Source organism: Micromonospora inaquosa (genome assembly GCF_003857055.1).
GTDB classification, from domain to species: domain Bacteria; phylum Actinomycetota; class Actinomycetes; order Mycobacteriales; family Micromonosporaceae; genus Micromonospora; species Micromonospora inaquosa.
This window is the reverse complement of sequence record NZ_QGSZ01000195.1, coordinates 1-18,392: the sequence shown is the minus strand read 5'-3', so window position 1 is coordinate 18,392 and position 18,392 is coordinate 1. Positions and strand designations below refer to the sequence as shown.

14 protein-coding genes are annotated in these 18,392 nt (G+C 70.2%); 4 read left to right on the top strand and 10 right to left on the bottom strand.

The window, feature by feature from the left end; all coding sequences use genetic code 11:
* Positions 1 to 405: 405 nt before the first annotated feature.
* Positions 406 to 999, top strand: a complete 594-nt coding sequence (locus tag DLJ59_RS13030; protein WP_124772777.1) for an Rv3235 family protein — start codon at positions 406 to 408, stop codon at positions 997 to 999.
* A 457-nt stretch (positions 1,000 to 1,456) separates the two neighbouring features.
* Here DLJ59_RS13030 and secA read toward each other — a convergent pair whose 3' ends face one another.
* Positions 1,457 to 4,384 carry a preprotein translocase subunit SecA gene (secA, locus tag DLJ59_RS13025; protein ID WP_124772775.1) on the bottom strand — a complete coding sequence of 976 codons (2,928 nt, stop codon included), beginning with the start codon at positions 4,382 to 4,384 and terminating at the stop codon, positions 1,457 to 1,459.
* Positions 4,385 to 4,552: 168 nt separating this feature from the next.
* On the opposite strand from secA, the gene DLJ59_RS13020 reads away from it, so the two are divergent.
* Positions 4,553 to 5,704, top strand: a complete 1,152-nt coding sequence (locus DLJ59_RS13020) for a GNAT family N-acetyltransferase (protein ID WP_124772774.1) — start codon at positions 4,553 to 4,555, stop codon at positions 5,702 to 5,704.
* Complete coding sequence (locus DLJ59_RS13015) at positions 5,701 to 6,813, top strand: GNAT family N-acetyltransferase (RefSeq protein ID WP_124772773.1); 1,113 nt, start codon at positions 5,701 to 5,703, stop codon at positions 6,811 to 6,813. Before DLJ59_RS13020 ends, DLJ59_RS13015 begins: the two co-directional genes overlap by 4 nt.
* A 64-nt stretch (positions 6,814 to 6,877) precedes the next feature.
* Here DLJ59_RS13015 and hpf read toward each other — a convergent pair whose 3' ends face one another.
* The 8 genes from hpf to efeU all read right to left on the bottom strand — a co-directional run bounded on the left by hpf (position 6,878) and on the right by efeU (position 16,315).
* Positions 6,878 to 7,504: a ribosome hibernation-promoting factor, HPF/YfiA family gene (hpf, locus tag DLJ59_RS13010; RefSeq protein WP_124772772.1), complete on the bottom strand. Its 627-nt coding sequence runs from the start codon at positions 7,502 to 7,504 to the stop codon at positions 6,878 to 6,880.
* 244 nt (positions 7,505 to 7,748) lie between these two features.
* Entirely contained in the window at positions 7,749 to 8,456 is a 708-nt protein-coding gene (locus DLJ59_RS13005; RefSeq protein ID WP_124772771.1) for a ComF family protein, read from the bottom strand.
* A 4-nt stretch (positions 8,457 to 8,460) separates the two neighbouring features.
* On the bottom strand, positions 8,461 to 10,239 hold the full coding sequence (locus DLJ59_RS13000; RefSeq protein ID WP_124772776.1) for an LpqB family beta-propeller domain-containing protein: 1,779 nt from the start codon (positions 10,237 to 10,239) through the stop codon (positions 8,461 to 8,463).
* A gap of 32 nt (positions 10,240 to 10,271) precedes the next feature.
* On the bottom strand, positions 10,272 to 12,029 hold the full coding sequence (gene mtrB / locus DLJ59_RS12995; RefSeq protein WP_124772770.1) for an MtrAB system histidine kinase MtrB: 1,758 nt from the start codon (positions 12,027 to 12,029) through the stop codon (positions 10,272 to 10,274).
* 12 nt (positions 12,030 to 12,041) lie between these two features.
* Positions 12,042 to 12,731: an MtrAB system response regulator MtrA gene (mtrA, locus tag DLJ59_RS12990; RefSeq protein WP_030331519.1), complete on the bottom strand. Its 690-nt coding sequence runs from the start codon at positions 12,729 to 12,731 to the stop codon at positions 12,042 to 12,044.
* A 225-nt stretch (positions 12,732 to 12,956) separates the two neighbouring features.
* A complete protein-coding gene (efeB, locus tag DLJ59_RS12985) occupies positions 12,957 to 14,234 on the bottom strand; it encodes an iron uptake transporter deferrochelatase/peroxidase subunit (protein ID WP_124772769.1) in 1,278 nt (425 codons plus the stop codon).
* Positions 14,235 to 14,259: 25 nt separating this feature from the next.
* Positions 14,260 to 15,393 carry an iron uptake system protein EfeO gene (gene efeO / locus DLJ59_RS12980; RefSeq protein WP_124772768.1) on the bottom strand — a complete coding sequence of 378 codons (1,134 nt, stop codon included), beginning with the start codon at positions 15,391 to 15,393 and terminating at the stop codon, positions 14,260 to 14,262.
* 22 nt (positions 15,394 to 15,415) lie between these two features.
* Positions 15,416 to 16,315 carry an iron uptake transporter permease EfeU gene (gene efeU, locus DLJ59_RS12975; RefSeq protein WP_124772767.1) on the bottom strand — a complete coding sequence of 300 codons (900 nt, stop codon included), beginning with the start codon at positions 16,313 to 16,315 and terminating at the stop codon, positions 15,416 to 15,418.
* A gap of 135 nt (positions 16,316 to 16,450) precedes the next feature.
* Here efeU and DLJ59_RS36590 point away from each other — a divergent pair, with 135 nt between their 5' ends.
* Positions 16,451 to 16,597, top strand: coding sequence for a hypothetical protein (locus DLJ59_RS36590; protein ID WP_167493849.1), 147 nt, complete (start codon positions 16,451 to 16,453; stop codon positions 16,595 to 16,597).
* 178 nt (positions 16,598 to 16,775) lie between these two features.
* Here DLJ59_RS36590 and ahcY read toward each other — a convergent pair whose 3' ends face one another.
* Positions 16,776 to 18,275, bottom strand: coding sequence for an adenosylhomocysteinase (gene ahcY / locus DLJ59_RS12970; RefSeq protein WP_124772766.1), 1,500 nt, complete (start codon positions 18,273 to 18,275; stop codon positions 16,776 to 16,778).
* Positions 18,276 to 18,392 lie beyond the last annotated feature (117 nt).

The window sequence follows — 18,392 nt, the reverse complement described above, 5'->3', positions numbered from 1 at the left end:
CCACGACCCCGAGCGGCCGCGACCCCCGAGCGGCCGGGGCCCCCGGGCGGCCACGTCCCCCGGGTGGCCACGTCCCCGAGTAGCCCCGATCCCGGGTAGCCGCGAACCCGAGCGGCCGCGACCCGAGCAAAGGCCAGCCCTCGCCTGGCGACTTGCCCGACCAGCCAATCTGCGTGCCTACCTACCCGCCCGCGCGGGGACGGACGGCCCGCCGGGGCATGATCCACTCGGGTTCCCGGAAGTCGGGGCATCACGGCCGCTGAGATACCGCAGTATCAAGAAACCCGAGTGGATCATGCCGTTGTCGGGCCGAGGCCGCCTTGAAGCCATTGACCAAGGCCGTTCCGTCCCTCAGAATCGAGCTTGTCGGAGGCAAACGAACGCAAACGCAAGATCAAGGGGACCATGATGAGCGGAGCGCGACCCGGTCCTTCCCGACCACCCGTGCGGCTGCGCCCCGTCCCACCCTTCGAACCGCCGTACGTCGACGAGATCGACGGGTCGTACTGGCCGGCACCCACCGATGGTCAGCTCGCCCTCGACCTGTTCGCCTCCACTCGACCCAACCCCGTCCGGCCAGCGGAACGGCGAACAACCCTGCGCCCGGTGCCCAACCGGCCCACCACCCATCCGGTCGCGTCGTTACCGCCGGCAACCGCTCCGGAGACCACCCGAGCCGCCCACCGCTTCGTCGGCACCTGCGTGGAGGTGATCAACGGTTACCGTTCGCCGAACCAGGTGCGAGCGCTGCTCGACCCGGCCCGAGCTGCCGACCTGCTGATCGAACTCGCCCGCGCATCCGGTCGGGCCGGGACATCCCGCCGTCGCAGCGGCCGACCACTGGTTCGGCTGCTACGCCTGCGGGTCTGCGAGCCGCGGGAGGCTGCGGTGGAGGCGGCAGCCGTCCTCACGGCCGCGGGCGGCCGAAGTTGGGCGATGGCCCTGCGCCTGGAGCATCGCCGGGGCCGCTGGCTCTGCACTGCCCTACACGTCCTCTGACCACACCTGCCTCGGTCGATCACCCCGCCCACGCCACGCCGGGCCACGCCACGCCACGCCGGGCCGCGCCGGGCCAGATCAGGCCGGGCCACGCCACGCCGGGCCACGCCACGCCACGCCACGCCAGGCCAGGCCACGCCACGCCGGGCCAGGCCGCGCCGGGCCAGACCAGGCCGGGCCACGCCACGCCACGCCACGCCAGGCCAGGCCAGGCCAGGCCAGGCCAGACAGGGCCGGGTGATCCACTCCGGTTGCAGGAAATTGGGCTGTCCGGAGGGCGGTGATAGACCGGTTTCTTGAAAGGCGAGGTGATCACGGTGGGTGGGTTCGCGTAACCCGCTGAGCCGCGCCGAGATGGGCGGTTTGCCGGGCAGGCGAGGGCTGAAGACGCCGACGGGCCTCGGCCTGGTCGGCCGGGGCCCGTCGGTCAGACGGCTGTCGGTGTGGGCGAAGTGGGTCAGTTGCCGCCGTTGGGGGCGCCGTGGCAGCGCTTGTACTTGCGGCCCGAGCCACACGGGCACGGCGCGTTGCGGGACGGGCCATTGCTGGCCTCCGCCTGGTTCGGTGCCGCCCGACGGGTGGCGGCCGACGGAACAGCCGGGCCTCGCAGCCCGGACGCCGGCCGCTGCGGAGCGGACGGTGCGCTCTGCCCCGGTGCCGCCGGGGCACCCGGAGCCGGTCGGCCCACACCGAGCGCAGGAGCCTGCTGCTCGGCCTGCTCCACGGCGACCGCACCCGGGCTGGCCTCACCGTCGATGGTGGGCGCTGAGTATTGCAGGCCCTGCCGCCGCGGTGCCTGGTTGAGGCCCTTGGCCCGGATCTCGACCGGCTTGTCGAGCAGCGTGACCTCGTCGGCTCCCGCCTCCGGCTCCGGTTCGGTCACCTGGACATCGATGTTGTAAAGGAAACCGACGGTCTCCTCCTTGATGCCGTCCATCATGGTGGCGAACATGTCGAAGCCCTCGCGCTGGTATTCCACCACCGGGTCGCGCTGGGCGTACGCCCGGAGGTTGATGCCCTCCTGGAGGTAGTCCATCTCGTAGAGGTGCTCGCGCCACTTGCGGTCGATGACCTGGAGCAGCACCATCCGCTCGAGTTGGCGGACACCCTCGGTACCGAGTTGCTCCTCACGCCGGTCGTACGCGGCGTTGGCGTCCTCCTTGAGGCGGGCGACCAGGAAGTCGGCGTCCATGCCGGCCCGGGAGCCGCCGGCCTCCTCCTCCAACTCCTCGATCGTCACGCCGACCGGGTAGAGCTGCTTGAGGCTGGACCAGAGCTGCTCAAGATCCCAGTCTTCGCCGTAGCCCTCGGAGGTGGCGCCCCGCACGTACGCCTCGACGGTGTCGTCGATCATGTTGCGGACCTGGTCAGAGAGGTCTTCACCGTTGAGCACGCGGAGCCGCTCGGCGTAGACGACCTGGCGCTGCTTGTTGAGCACCTCGTCGTACTTGAGCACGTTCTTGCGGATCTCGGCGTTCTGGCCCTCGATCTGGGCCTGGGCGCTCTTGATCTGCCGAGTGACCATCTTCGACTCGATGGGCACGTCCTCCGGGATGTTGAAGCGCTCCATCACCGCCTCGACCGCCCCGGCCCGGAAGCGTCGCATCAGCTCGTCCTGCAGGGACAGGTAGAAACGGGACTCGCCCGGGTCACCCTGCCGGCCGGCGCGACCACGCAGCTGGTTGTCGATCCGCCGGGACTCGTGCCGCTCGGTGCCCAGCACGTAGAGGCCACCTGCTGCGGCGACCTCGTCCGCCTCGGCGTCGCAGGCCTGCTTCCAGTTGGGCAGGACCTCCTCCATCGCCTTGGCGTACTCTTCCTCGTTCTCCAGCGGGTCGAGGCCGCGCTGGCGCAGCTCGTTCGCGGCGAGGAACTCGGCGTTGCCGCCGAGCAGGATGTCGGTGCCGCGGCCGGCCATGTTGGTCGCCACGGTGACCGCGCCCTTACGCCCTGCCTGGGCGACGATTTCGGCCTCCCGCGCGTGGAACTTGGCGTTCAGCACGTTGTGCGGGATGCCGCGGCGGCGCAGCAGTTGGGAGAGGATCTCGGAGTTTTCCACCGAGACGGTGCCCACCAGCACCGGCTGGCCCAGCTGGTGCCGCTCGGCGATGTCCTCGATGACGGCGTTGAACTTGGCCTTTTCCGTCTTGTAGATGACGTCCGGCCGGTCCTCGCGAACCATCGGGCGGTGGGTCGGGATGGTCACGACGCCGACCTTGTAGACCTTGTTGAACTCGCTCGCCTCGGTCTGCGCCGTACCGGTCATCCCGGACAGCTTCTCGTAGAGGCGGAAGTAGTTCTGGAGGGTGATGGTGGCCAGGGTCTGGTTCTCCTGCTTGATCTCCACCCCCTCCTTGGCCTCGATCGCCTGGTGCATGCCCTCGTTGTAGCGACGGCCGTGCAGGATGCGGCCGGTGAACTCGTCGACGATCAGGACTTCACCGTCGCTGACGATGTAGTCCTTGTCGCGCTTGTAGAGCTCCTTGGCCTTGATCGCGTTGTTGAGGTAGCCGACCAGCGGGGTGTTGACCGACTCGTACAGGTTGTCGATGCCGAGCCGGTCCTCGACCTTGGCGACACCCCGCTCGGTCACCGCGATGGTGCGCTTGGAGTGGTCGACCTCGTAGTCGCCCTCGCCGTCGGTGCCGGGCTGGAGCCGGGCCACCACGCCGGCGAACTCGCCGTACCAGCGGGCGGAGTGCTCGGCCGGGCCGGAGATGATCAGCGGGGTGCGGGCCTCGTCGATCAGGATGGAGTCGACCTCGTCGACCACCGCGAAGTTGTGCCCGCGCTGCACCAGCTCGTCCTTCGACCACGCCATGTTGTCGCGCAGGTAGTCGAAGCCGAACTCGTTGTTGGTGCCGTAGGTGATGTCGCATTCGTAGGCGGCCTTGTGCTCGCTGGCCGGCCGGTTGGGCAGCACCACTCCGACGGTCAGCCCGAGGAACTCGTGCACCCGGCCCATCCACGCCGCGTCACGCTGGGCGAGGTAGTCGTTGACCGTGATGACGTGGACGCCCTTGCCGGAGAGCGCGTTGAGGTAGACGGCCATGACCGAGGTCAGCGTCTTACCCTCACCGGTCTTCATCTCGGCGATGTTGCCGAAGTGCAGCGCGGCGCCGCCCATCACCTGGACGTCGTACGGGCGCTGGCCCAGCACCCTGGCGGCCGCCTCACGGGCCACCGCGAACGCCTCCGGCAGCAGGTCATCGAGGGTCTCACCCTCGTCGAGCCGCTCCCGGAACTGCACGGTCATGCCGGCCAGTTCCTCGTCGGTGAGGTTGACGTAGTCGTCCTCGATCGAGCTCACGGCAGCGGCGATGGCCTTGAGCCGGCGCACCATGCGGCCCTCGCCCGCGTTAAGGACCTTTTCCAGAATCGACACGGATCAACGCTCCCCTAGACAGTCTCGAACCATCGTAGGCGCTCCATCGGCGCGATGGTCACTGGTGGCGGTGCTCGACCCCGCGGAACCCGACATAACTCGCGTCCTGCGCTCGCCCCAAACGTTATCCGGTTACGCCGTTGGCGAACGCTACGGCAGGATGCACGAGTGGAGCCCGTGGAGATCATCGAGGACGGCGTGCTGCTGCGGCCCTGGCGGGAGTCGGATGCCGAGGCCGTTCACCGAGCCTGCCAGGACCCGGACATTCAGCGCTGGACCACCGTACCGCGCCCGTACCGGCCGGAACACGCGCACAGCTTTGTCACCGAGATGAGCAGGAAATCCTGGGCCGAGGGCACCGGCGCACCGTTCGCGGTGTGCGACCCGAGCACCGGCGAGCTGCTTGGCGCGAACGGCCTGATCTCCATCGACAAGGACGGCACCGGTGAAATCGGCTACTGGACGGCGCCCTGGGCACGTGGCCGGGGCGTGATGGTCCGGGCCACCCGGGCGGTGGCCCGCTGGTCCTTCCACACCCTCGGGCTCCGTCGGCTCATCTGGCAGGCCGAGGTGGGCAACCACGCTTCCCGGCTGGTGGCCCTCCGGGCCGGTTTCCGGGTCGACGGCCGGTTGCGGCTGGCCAACCCGGCGCCGCATGGCAGCGCGGACGGCTGGATCGGCTCGCTGCTGCCCGGCGAAGTGCCCGCTGTCGGCTCGACCGGTCCGGCTCAGTCGGGCACCCTCGCCGCTCGTCGGGCGGCCGTCTTCGGCCGCCCGCAGCCCGTTCTGTTCGCCACGACCGGGGCCGGCGAGCTGCTTCTGCGGCCCATGGAGGAGCAGGACCTGGACGCCGTGGTACGGACCTGCCAGGACCCGGAGACCATCCGGTGGACCACGGTGCCGGACCCGTACGAGCGCGCCGACGCGCAGGGCTACCAGGCCCACAGCCAGGACGTCTGGGCTCGGGGGGACGCTGCCTGCTTCGTCATCGCCGACGCCGACGACAGGTACGTCGGTTCGCTCGACCTACGGCTCTCCCCCACCGACCCGCTGGTGGGCGACGTCGGCTTCATGACCGCACCGGCGGCCCGGGGACGGGGCTACCTGCCCGCCGCGCTGGTCGCGCTCAGCACCTGGGGCTTCAGCACGTTGGGCCTGGCTCGGATCGAGTGGAGGGCGAACGTGGGCAACACCGCGTCCCGCCGGGCGGCGGAGAAGGCGGGCTTCGTGGTCGAGGGGACTGCCCGGGGCGGTGTGCAACACCGCGGCGAACGGGTGGACGTGTGGGTCGGTGCGCTGCTCGCCAAGGACCTGGGATGACTCGGCGGCCGGTCGTCGAGGCGTACGGGGTGCGGCTGCGCCCGTTTCGTGCCGAGGACAGCGCCGACGTGGTCGACGGCTGCGCCGACCCGCTGACGCAACGGTTCGTGTCGAACCTGCCGACGCCGTACACCGAGACCGATGCCCGGTGGTGGATCGACGTCGGCGCTCCGGCGGCCTGGACCGGCGGCGGCGCGGCGTACGCAGTCGCGGACCCCGCCACCGATCGTCTGCTCGGCGCGGTGGGGCTGAGCAACCCGGTTCCCGCCCGGGGTCAGCTGGAGATCGGCTACTGGATGCGACCGGCGGCGCGCGGGCGCGGACTGGCCACCGCGGCGACTCGGGCGCTCAGCGAACACGCGTTCGCCACCGGGGCGGTCCGGCTGGAGTTGCTCACCGAACCGGAGAACGGCCCGAGTCAGCGGGTCGCGCTGGCCGCCGGCTTCCGCTACGAGGGTCTGCGCCGGTCGGCCGGTGCGTCCCGCGAGGCGGGCCGGCACGATCTGCTGGCCTGGGTACGCGTCGCCGGTGATCCGCCCGGCCCGGTCGCCCGACTGCTGCCCGACCTGCCCGGCGGGGTGCTCACCGACCAGGTGGTGGCGCTGCGTCCGCTCGCGCCGGACGACGCGGCGCTGATGTACCGGCTGCACAGCCGACCCGAGGTGGTGGCGAACCAGGCGCCTCCGGTGCCGCCGACGCGCGAGGCGATCGAGCGGCGTTGTCGTCTGGCGCAGAGCGGGTGGTTGACCGGTGAGATCGCCCGTCTGTTGATCACGGATGTGGCCAGCGGGGAGCCGGTGGGCAGTTGCGGCTTGTCGTACACGGATGTGGCCGCCGGCGAGGCGTCGGTCGGCTACGCGTTGCTGCCCGAGTGGCGCGGCCGGGGGTACGCGACGCGGGCGGTCCGGTTGCTCGCCGGCTGGGCGTTCGGCCCGGCCGGTATCGCCCGGCTGTCGGCTGGCACGGTGCCGGACAACACCGCCTCGCACCGGGTGTTGGAGCGGGTCGGTTTTCGGCGCGAGTCCGTTCAGCGCGGCCGTCTGCCCGGGTTGGCCGGCACCCGTCTGGACGATCTGACCTTCGCGCTGCTCCCCGCCGACCCCCGTTGACGGATCATGGAGTTGTGGTGGGCGTTCCCACCACAACTCCATGATCGACGAGGGTCGGGACCGGTCAGGTGGCGAGGGAGATGATGCCGTAGTCGTACGCGTGACGCCGGTAGACGACGCTGGGGCGGCCGGACTCCTTGTCCTGGAAAAGGTAGAAGTCGTGGCCGACCAGTTCCATCTCGAACAGCGCGTCGTCGATGGTCATCGGCTCCGCCGGGTGCACCTTCTCCCGGGCGATGTGCCACGGCTGGTCGTCGTGCTCCTCTTCGACCCGCTCGGCGACCGCGGTGCCGGCGCGGGCGCCGTCACTCGGCGCGGTGGACACCAGGTCCGCGACCGGTAGGCCCGCGGTGGCCTCGGCGACGGAGATCGGCGCGTGCCGGCCCCGGTGTACGCGGCGGCGGTCGGCTGCGCGGCGCAGCCGGGTGTCGAGCTTCGCGATGGCCGCGTCGAGCGCGCTGTAGAAGTCGTTTGTGCAGGCCTCGGCCCGAATCACCGGGCCCCGGGAAACGCAGGTGATCTCCACCCGCTGGCAGTGGTCGGCCTGGCGCGGATTGCGCTCGTGAAACAGCTCGACATCGACACGAATAAGTTTGTGGTCGTAGCGTTCGATCTTCGCGAGTTTCTCGGCTACGTGTACCCGGTAATGGTCCGGCACTTCGACGTTTCGGCCCTTGACCACGATGTCCACGTGACCTCCCTTGTTCGGACGGTCTTCGATCCGGCTACCCGGCCGCGCGCCGTGGGGAGACCCGCTGGCGTCGACCGGTTGTACGGCTACGCCTCCTCTCACCGCCGGGGGCGGTTGGAACGACCTCCTACCCCCGACAGCGAAACGCTAACTCCTGTTTGCCCGGCAGTCACCCCATGTTGCCGAGACGGCCCAGGATTTTTCGCAGCTCATACACCAACGGGTGAAACGGAAACACGATCGGTTACGAAGGGTGTCTTTTCTCGGTCGCCGCGAGCACCGCCGCGACCGTCGGCGCCCATCCCGTCGCCGTCAGCACCCTGCTCGCGGCGGCGAGGGTCACCCCGGTGGTGACGATGTCGTCGAGCAGCACCACGACGGGCGCCGCGCCCGCGGCACCACCCCGGATCGGCCCGGTCGAGCGAGGTTGAAAGGCCGCCTCGGCCGCCGCCGCACGCCCGGCGCTGTCCAGGGTGACCGAGTCGGGCCGGGGCAGCGCCCGCAGCGGATGGCGCACCCGCACCGCCCAGCCGCCCCGGTTGAGCCGGGCCGCGCAGTGCCGGGCCAGCCGGTCGAGATGGTCCCCGTAACGGGACCGGGCCGCCGCCGCGGTGTCCGGGACCGGAACCAACACCAGCGGACGGGTCTCGCCGACGGCCGCCGCGACGACCTCGGCGAGCAGGGCGCCGAGCGGGCGCGCCAGCCCGTGTCGACCGTGTTCCTTGTACGCCAGCAGAACCTCACGCAGCGGACCCGCGTACGGGCCGAGTGCGACGCAGGACGGCAGACCCGGTGGGGCGGGGGTGGGGCGGACGGCCCGTGGCCGCGATTGGCCCAGCGCCGCGACGCAGGCTGGGCAGACCCCGTGCCGCAGGCCGGATCGGCGCTCGCGACAACCGGCGCAGTCGGCGGGCAGCACCAGGTCGGCGAGGTCCGCCCAGAGCCCGCTCACCGGGTCAGTAGAGGAAGAACGGCGCCGACGGGTTGCTCGGCCGCACACCGGCCGGCACCGGGGCGATGCCGCGTACCCGGCTGGGATCGATCCGTTCGGACGGGCTGCTGCGGTAGGCCACCCCGTTCGCCTCGTACATGTAGGCACCGCTGGGCGTCCGCACGCTGCGGTTGGTCGGGTACGCGGTCAGGTGGTTGACCTTGGCGCCGAGGTCGGTCCGCAGCGGCGTCTCCAGGGCGCCGTCGACACTGATCTCGTAGATCGCCGGCTGGCCGACCGACCCGGCCACCACCAGCTGGTCCTCCCTGCCCCAGTCGACCGCCGTCGGGTTGGTCAGCGAGGTGACCAACTCTCGGGGCGGGCCGATGGAGACCCCGCCGCCGTCGAGGTTGACCGCGGCGACGTAGAGACGGCCGCCGGCGATCAACGCGACCCGCTGGCCGTCCAAGGCGGCGGCCACCGCCGTGACCGCGGCGGACGGCAGGTTGAGCGGAACCGGGTACATCCGGGCCGCCTCATCGAACCGGTAGAGCTGCCCGTCGGCCACCACCAGGCCCCGGCTGGGCCGGGAGTCGACCGTACGCAGCCAGACCGGCCGGCTGATCGAGGCGTACCCGGTGCCGCCGCTGCGGCTGAGCACGGAGACCTGCTCGGTGCCCGTGCCCACGGCGAGTTGATACCGGTTCTTGCTGCCGGTGACCACCATCGCGGCGAGGATCCGCCGGTCCTTGGCCAGCCCGAGGGTGGCCGAGACGACGTTGCGGTTGACCTCGGGCGCCAACGGCACGGTGCCGCTGGGCTCGCCTTCGAAGTCGAGCGGGTGGATCGCGCCGTCGTACACCCCGAACCGCTGTGGGCTGGCGGCATGCGGGTAGAGCGCCCAGGAGTCTCGTCGCTCCCCCAGGTCCACCACGGGTTGCGCGTTGTTGCGGATCTTCAACTCCAGCTGACCGGGCAGGTCGCCCAGCGACCAGGCAAGCTGCGTGATCAACTGGTCGATCCCGTTCTGGTCGTCACCGGACATGTCCAGGTTGACCTCCCACCGACCGTTCCCACCGGTGGCGTTGTTGATCAGCTCGGTGCGGTCCGGCAGCCCGACGACTCCCGGGCGCAACCAGTCGGAAGGGCCACCGACCAGCCACTTCACCACCTCGTTGACCCGCCGCTCGACCGGCACCGCCTGCGGCCGGTAGCGCTGGTCGGGCACCAGGCGGCTGCGGTCCGAACTCCAGAAGTAGATCGTCTCGTCCTGGTAATACTGTCGAAGCGCGGTGTCGCTGAGCAGCAGCACGTTGGGCGGGTCGATGACGTACAAGCCGGCCCGTTCATCGTTGACGCCGCCGTTGAACGACGCGCTGCGCAGCCCGAAATCGTACTCCGTCTCGGTCGCCACCGGTGGAGCCAGGGTGCCGTTGGCCCGCAGCATCCCGATCTGCTGCACGGCGATCTTCACGGTCGTTGTCGAGTCGCTGTTGAGCGTGTAGATCGCCTCGCCCAGCCGGACCACGTTCAGCGCGACCTCGCTGCCCTTCTTGTCCTGTAGGCGGGACTTGTCCTCCGGGGCGATGAACGCCTTGACCCGCTCGTACGCCCGATCTGGCTCGCCGGAGGCGGCGGACAGAAAGTTGCGGACGAACGCCACGTTGTCGCTGCCGGCGGCCGTTCGGGTCGGTGGCTCACTGCCCCGACTGATCACCCCGGCCTCGGTCGCGGCGCTGCCCTTGCCGTCCACCCGGACCTCCGATTGCGCCGGGATGCCGCAGCCGGCGCCGAGCAGAACCATCACGCCGAGGGCTCCGAGCAGGGTCGGCCGCCTCACGAGTGCACCTCCGTCCGCTGCCCGTCCCCGGCCGGAGTCGGGCCGATCGCCAGCGCCCCGCCGGTGCCGGGACCGATGGCCAGTGTGCCGCCGTCGCGAGGGCCGCCGAACGGCAGCGCCGCGTCGGCCGGCACCAGCCGCAGCGGCGACGTGGTCAGCCGATCGCCCGCCCGCGCCGGCAGGGTGAGCCGGAACTGCGCGCCCTGCCCGGGAGCACCCCACGCCTCCAGCCAGCCGCCGTGCAGCCGAGCGTCCTCCAGGCTGATCGACAGGCCAAGCCCGGTGCCCCCGGTCTGCCGGGCCCGGGACGGGTCCGCCCGCCAGAACCGGTTGAACACCAGCTTTTCCTCGCCCACCTTCAGCCCCACACCGTGGTCGCGGACGGTGATCGCCACGGCGGTCTCGTCGATGCCGAGGGTGATCAGCACCGGGCGGGCCTCGCCGTGCTCGACGGCGTTGCCGACCAGGTTGCGCAAGACCCGCTCGACCCGGCGGGGGTCGACCTCGGCGATCACCGGCGTGCCGGGCAGGTCGAGTTCGATCGGTACGCCCACCCTCTCGGCCAGGCCGGCCAGCCGGTCGACCACCCGGTGCACCACCGGCACCAGGTCGGTCGGCTCGGAATCCAGCATGGCGAAGCCCGCGTCGAACCGACTGATCTCCAGCAGGTCGGTGAGCAGTTCCTCGAATCGATCCAGCTCGGCCTGGAGCAGTTCGGCGCTGCGCGCGACGGCCGGGTCGAACTCGTCTCGCTCGGCGAAGATCAGGTCAGCGGCCATCCGGACCGTGGTCAGCGGGGTACGCAGCTCGTGGGAGACGTCTGAGGTGAAGCGGCGCTGCAACCGGGACATCTCTTCCAGGCGCAGGATCTGCCGTTGCAGGTTGGTGGCCATCTGGTTGAACGAGGCGCCGAGCAGGGCCAGGTCGTCCTCGCCGTTGACCACCATCCGCTGGTCGAGCAGGCCCGCGGAGAGCCGCTGGGCGGTCCGCGCGGCGACCCGTACCGGGTTGACCACCAGCCGGGTGACCAGCGCCGCGAGCAACCCGAGCAGGATCACCAGCGCGACACCGGTGGCGACAACGGTGGCTCGGGCGTCGGCTGCGGTGACGTCCTGCCGGCCCAGCGGCACCAGGTAGTACAGCTCGATCTGGCCGAAGCGGGTGGGCACCGGCGAGCCGTAGATCAGATATTTGGTGGTCTCGCCGGTGAGCCGACCGGTGCGGATCTGGCTGGCCACCTTGCCGTCGGCGATCGCGGCCCGCAGCTCGGGGCTGATCAGCGACTGGACGTTCGCGGACGGCGACGTGCGCGTCTGGATGTCGTTGGGATAGTCGTCGGCGGTGATCGCCACCACCACCCCGCTGGTCTGCTGGGGGTCGCCGCCGGCCAGGTAGTTGACGGTGCCGTCGATGGTCTCCTGGAGCTGCGCCTCCTGGGCCTGCCCGTAGAAGGAGACCTGCTTGGCCGCGTAGTTGGCACCGGTGGTCACCCGCTGCCGGACGTCGCTGCGAGCGCTGTCGAGCAGGATGGTGGTGATCTTGTCGGCGATCAGGAACGCGAAACCGCCGACCAGCAGGCTGGACGCGACCAGGGTGATGGTCACGACCCGGACCTGGAGCGAACGGCGCCAGGTCTGGTGCGCCCGACCCACCACGCCCGCGACCCGACCGCTCACCGCACGCCACAGCTCCCCGCCGACGCTGGGCCGGCGGGCAGTCGGGCTCGGGGAGGGTGGCGGCGGCGAGGTTGACACAGTGCGACCAGGCTATCCGGTCCCCGCCTTGTAGCCCACGCCCCGCACGGTGAGGATGATTTCCGGTCGTTCCGGGTCCGGCTCGATCTTGGCCCGCAGCCGCTGGACGTGCACGTTGACCAGACGGGTGTCGGCCGCGTGCCGGTAGCCCCAGACCTGCTCGAGCAGCACCTCGCGGGTGAAGACCTGGCGTGGCTTGCGGGCGAGCGCGACCAGCAGGTCGAACTCCAGCGGAGTCAGCTTCACCTCCTCGTCGTTGCGGCTCACGGTGTGCGCGGGCACGTCGATGGTGATCTGGTTGTCGGGCGGCCCGATGGTGAGCATCTCGGGGGCCACGTCCTCGCCTCGGCGCAGTCGGGCCCGCATCCGGGCCACCAACTCCTTGGGCTTGAACGGCTTGACCACGTAGTCGTCGGCGCCGGACTCCAGGCCGAGCACAACGTCCACAGTGTCGCTCTTGGCGGTCAGCATGACGATGGGCACGCCGGACTCCGCGCGAATCGACCGGGCGACGTCGATACCACTCATGCCGGGAAGCATCAGATCAAGCAGCACGATATCGGGACGACTGTCGCGAAAAGCGGCCAACGCCCGCTCGCCGTCCGCCACAAACGAGGGCAGGAAACCCTCACTGCGCAGCACAATGCCGAGCATCTCGGCGAGCGCGGGGTCATCGTCGACCACCAGTACGCGGGCTCTCATGGGATTAATATTGCATCCTCATTCAGTTCGGTGGGACCGGCGTCCGCCGGTAATGCTTCGCGCCGCCGTCAAACCGGTGGGCCGCGGTCCGCGGCGGCGGCGCCACGTACTGCGGTGCCTGGCGCACGGATGGCCGTGGGTCAGGCTGCCACCATGATCCCCCTTCGGCGCCGCCCGGCGCCACCACAGGCTGGGCCGATCCGGCTGTCGCCATCCGGACGACGGTCAGCCGAACAGCCCACGCCCCCAGTAATCCCCGCCGTCGCGCACCCCGGGCGGACAGGCGAACACCCCGCTGGAGACGTGTCGCAGATACTCGTTCATCACGTCGTGTCGCGCCAGCTGAGTTTGAATCGGCACGAACTGGCGGCGTGGATCGCGCTGGTAGGCGATGAAGAAGAGGCCCGCGTCGAGCCGCCCGAGGCCGTCGGAGCCGTCGACGAAGTTGTAACCCCGGCGGAGCAGCTGGGCACCGCTGTTCCGGCTCGGATGGGCCAACGCGACATGGGCGTGCTCGGCGATCACCGGCTTCCCGTCCGCGCCGCGCGCGGCGAAGTCGGGCTCGTCGAACTCGTCGCTCCGACCGAGTGGCGCGCCGCTGCCCTTGGCCCGGCCGACGATCTCCTCCTGCTCAGCGAGGGAGGTCCGGTCCCAGGTCTCCACCAACATCCGAATCTTGCGGGTGACCAGGTACGAGCCGCCGGCCATCCAGTCCGGCCCGTCGCCCGGCTGCACCCACAACTGATCGCGCAGCAGGTCGGTGTCCTCGGCCTTGAGGTTGGCCGTGCCGTCCTTGAAGCCGAAGAGGTTGCGCGCGGTGGCCTGGTCCCGGGAGGTCGACGAGGTGCGGCCGAAGCCGAGCTGCGACCAGCGGACGCTCACCACGCCCATGCCGAGCCGGGCCAGGTTGCGGATCGCGTGCACCGCCACCTGCGGGTCGTTGGCACAGGCCTGGACGCAGAGGTCGCCGCCGGAGAGCTGCGGCTGCAACGCGTCGCCGGGGAACTTCGGCAGCTCGGCAAGGGCCGCGGGCCGACGGTCGGCGAGGCCGAAGCGGTCCCGCCCGTCGGCGTCGCGGAACAACGTCGGCCCGAAGCCGATGGTGAGGGTGAGCTGCGAGGGAGGCAGGCCGAGCGCTTCACCGGTGTCGTCCGGTGGGGCCTCCGGCATTCCGCCGACCGCACCCAGCACTCCGGCATCCCGCCCCGAGGTCATCCGGGCGGCGGCGGCCGACCACTCCTCAAGCAGTTCGGCCAGCCGGGCCCGGTCCTTGGTGATCACGTCGAAGGCCACGAAGTGCAACCGGTCCTGCGCCGGGGTGACGATGCCGGCCTGGTGCTCACCGTGGAACGGCACCGCCCCGGCCGGGTGGTCGCTCGCCGAGGCCGGGCCATGGGAGCCGTTCAGCAGTGCCCCCGCGCCGGCCGCCACTCCGGCGACCCCGGCCACCCCGGCGCCGGCCAGGGCGATCGCCCGGCGCCGGGTCAACCTGCTCCCACTCATCGACTCGACTCTTTCTGCGTTGTGGTCACTTCGCGACGGCCGCGGCGACCTTGCTGATCGGCTCGGCGAGCGCGTTGATCCCGTCGGAGAGCTCCTTGAGCTCGGCCTTGTTCAACGCGGTGTGCAGCTTCCACCCGTCGCCGTCGCGGTGCTTGCCGAGCAGTCCCTCGACGTTGGCGAACTCGGTGTCCAGCTGCGTGACCAGCTCCGGCGAGCGCTGCTGGAGTGCGGGGCGCAGGGCGGACACGGCGGCCTTGGAACCTTCGAGGTTGGCGGCGAAGTCCCACAGGTCGGTGTGCGAGTAGCGGTCCTCCTCGCCAGTGATCTTGCCGCTGGCGACCTCGTCGAGCAGTTCCTTGGCACCGTTGGCGAGCTGGAGCGGGGAGAGCTTCTCGGCGTTCGCCCTGGCCACGATCTCCTTGACGTCGACCAGCAGGCGGTCGGCGATCGGGCCGTCCTTGCTGATGTCACCGGACTGCCAGAGGTCCTTCTCGATCCGGTGGAAGCCGGTGAACTCCATCCCCTCCTCGATGACCTCCTCGCGGCCGTCAATCTTGGGGTCGAGGTCACCGAAGATCTCGGCAACCGGCTCGATCCGCTCCCAGTAGGTGCGGGCGACCGGGTAGAGCGCCTTGGACTTCGCGACATCGCCGGCCTTGACCGCGCCGACGAACTCCTCGGTCTTGTCCAACAGCGCGGTGGTCTGGCTCTTGACGTAACGCTGGTAGTTGTCGGTCGCGTCACCGAGCGCGGCGTCGGCGGTGAGCGGCTGCGCCGACCCGCTGACCTTGAGCGCGCCCCGGATGCCCTTGCCGCTCATCCCCGGCTTACAGGCAGTCTGGTACGTGCCGGCCGGCAATTCCACGTGCAGCTCGCGGCTCAGCCCGGGGGCGATGTTCTCCACCTCGCCCATCACGCGGTCGCCGTCGGCGTACACGTAGAACTCGGTCACCTTCGCGCCCGAGTTGGTGATCTTGAAGGTGGCGGTGCCGGCGCCCAGGTCGGTGGAGCCGACCTCACAGGCGGTGTCGCTGGCCTTGACCACGATCGGGCCGCCGGCCCCCACCTGGTCACCCTTGTCGGAGTCGGAGCAGGCGGTCAGACCGGCAGTTGCCAGCACACCGGCGGCGGCCAGCGCGAAGAACTGGGTGGTACGCATCTGGGCTGTCTCTCCTCGTGGGTCAGGCACGCTGCGGCGTGGACGCCGCCTCGGCCTCGGCGCCGGTGTCGGCCCCGCGCTCGGTGACGGTGGTGGTGGTCGCGGTGGGTGCCGGCTTACGCCGGGCCGGTCGCAGGAAGAGCAGGAGCACCGGTACGGCGTACCCGACCCAGGCGATCGTCTCCAGCACGGTGGGCGCGGGAGTCACGTTGAACATGCCGGCGAGCAGGGCCGCGTACCAGGTGCTCGGGTCGAGCACGCTGGTGATGTCGAAGGCGAGGTCGTTCAGGCCGGGAAGGACGCCGGCCTCCTGGAAGTCGTGCACGCCGTACTTGAGGATGCCGGCGGCGACCAGGATCAGCAGCGCGCCCGTCCAGGTGAAGAACTTGCTGAGGTTGATTCGCAGGGCGCTGGCGTACAACAGCACGCCGAGGACCACGGCGGTGACGATGCCGCCGATCAACGCGAGCAGCGGCCCGCTGTCACCGGCCGCGCCCTGGGCCGCCGAGTAGAAGATCAGCGCGGTCTCCAGGCCCTCGCGGATCACGGCGAGGAAGGCCATTCCGGCGACGGCGAGGGACCCGACGGCCAGCGCCTCGGTGAGCTTGCCCCGCAGCTCGCCAGCGATGGTCCGGGCGGCCCGGCGCATCCAGAAGATCATCCAGGTCACGAAGACCACGGCGGCGACGGAGGTGATCGCTTCGAACAACTCACGATCGTCGGAACGGGCCAGCAGCGAGGTCGACGTGTACTCGATCAACCAGCCGAAGAGCACCGAGAGCGCCACGGCCAGGCCGACGCCCGCCCAGACCTGCGGCAGCCGGTCCCGGCGCTGCGACTTCACCAGGAAGGCGACCAGGATGCTGACCACCAGGGTGGCTTCCAGCCCTTCCCGCAGGCCGATCAGATAGGTGGCGAACATCCAGGCTCCGAGTAGTTAGGTACGCCTTTGCTTACTTAGGGCAGGCATACCTTCCTCCCTGCTCAGGGCCCTCGTCAAGTCGTTCACGACAAGCTCACCCTGTCTGCGGCGAACCCGCTGTGCGAAGATCGCGCCGTGAGGGGATTCCTGCCGTGGTTGACGGTGCTGGCCGTGGTGCTGCTGCTCAGCGCACTACGTCTACGGGCGCTGGCCACCCTCGTCTCGCTCGGTTGGCTGGCCTGGTGCATGTGGACCTGGTTCCGCCCAACCCGCCGCAACTAACCCCGCCCCCCGCCCCCTCTGCCCCGCGATCTTGCACTTTCTGCGGCGGCATATGGTGCCAAAGCCGCAAATCTCCAACCGAAACTGCAAGATCGCGGAAGTGATGGGGGGCCCGGCCGGCGAGGGAGACGACGAACCGGGCCGGCTGCGAACAGCCGACCCGGTTCAGAGACGTCGATCAGTAGCGGTAGTGATCCGGCTTGAACGGACCCTCCGTGGAGACGCCGAGGTAGGAGGCCTGCTCCTTGGTCAGCGTGCTCAGCTTGGCACCGAGGGCGCCGAGGTGCAGCCGGGCCACCTTCTCGTCCAGGTGCTTGGGCAGCACGTAGACGCCGATCGGGTACTCCTCGGTCTTGGTGAAGAGCTCGATCTGGGCGATCGTCTGGTTGGCGAACGAGTTCGACATGACGAAGCTCGGGTGCCCGGTCGCGTTGCCCAGGTTCAGCAGGCGCCCCTCGGAGAGCACGATGATGGCGTGCCCGTCGGCGAAGCGCCACAGGTCGACCTGCGGCTTGATGTTGACCCGCTCGACGTCGGACCGCTTGGCCAACCCGGCCATGTCGATCTCGTTGTCGAAGTGGCCGATGTTGCCGACGATGGCCTGGTGCTTCATCCGGGCCATGTGCTCGTTGGTGATGACGTCGAAGCAGCCGGTGGCGGTGATGAAGATGTCGGCCTGCTCGACCACGTCGTCCAGGGTGGCGACCTGGTAGCCGTCCATCGCGGCCTGCAACGCGCAGATCGGGTCCACCTCGGTCACCACGACCCGGGCGCCCTGGCCGCGCAGCGACTCGGCGCAACCCTTGCCCACGTCGCCGTAGCCCATGACGACCGCCATCTTGCCGCCGATCAGCACGTCGGTGGCGCGGTTGATGCCGTCGATGAGCGAGTGCCGGCAGCCGTACTTGTTGTCGAACTTGCTCTTGGTCACCGAGTCGTTGACGTTGATGGCCGGGAAGAGCAGGGTGCCCGCCCGGTGCATCTCGTAGAGCCGGTGCACGCCCGTGGTGGTCTCCTCGGTCACGCCCTTGATGCCGGCGGAGATCCGGGTCCAGCGCTGGTTGTCCTCGGCCAGCGAGCGGTGCAGCAGTTCGAGGATGACCCCGTACTCCTCGGAGTCGGCGGACTCGACCGGCGGCACGGCCCCGGCCTTCTCGAACTCGGCGCCCTTGTGCACCAGCAGGGTGGCGTCGCCGCCGTCGTCGAGGATCATGTTCGGGCCCTGCCCGTCGGGCCAGGCGAGCACCTGCTCGGTACACCACCAGTATTCCGGCAGCGTCTCGCCCTTCCAGGCGTACACCGGGACGCCGGCGGGGGCGTCGGGGGTGCCGTCCGGACCGACGACGATCGCCGCGGCGGCGTGGTCCTGGGTGGAGAAGATGTTGCAGGACGCCCAGCGCACCTGCGCGCCGAGCGCGACCAGCGTCTCGATCAGGACGGCGGTCTGGATGGTCATGTGCAGCGAGCCGGTGATCCGCGCGCCGGCGAGCGGCTGCGCCTCGGCGAACTCCCGACGGATCGCCATCAGGCCGGGCATCTCGTGCTCGGCGAGTTGGATCTCTTTACGCCCGAATTCGGCGAGCGACAGATCCGCCACCTTGAAGTCGCCGTCGGCGAGCGTGCTCGGCCGGGCCTCGGACGGCGTGCCGCTGGCGGACGCCGGGAGGGTGCTGGTCATGAAAGCTCCTGTCGAACGATGTCTGCGCCGACCCTCCACCTTACGCGCGTCGGCGACGGGCATCAGGCACGGTCCGCAGACAGCGCACGGGGCGGTCGGTGGTGGACGGACCTTCCC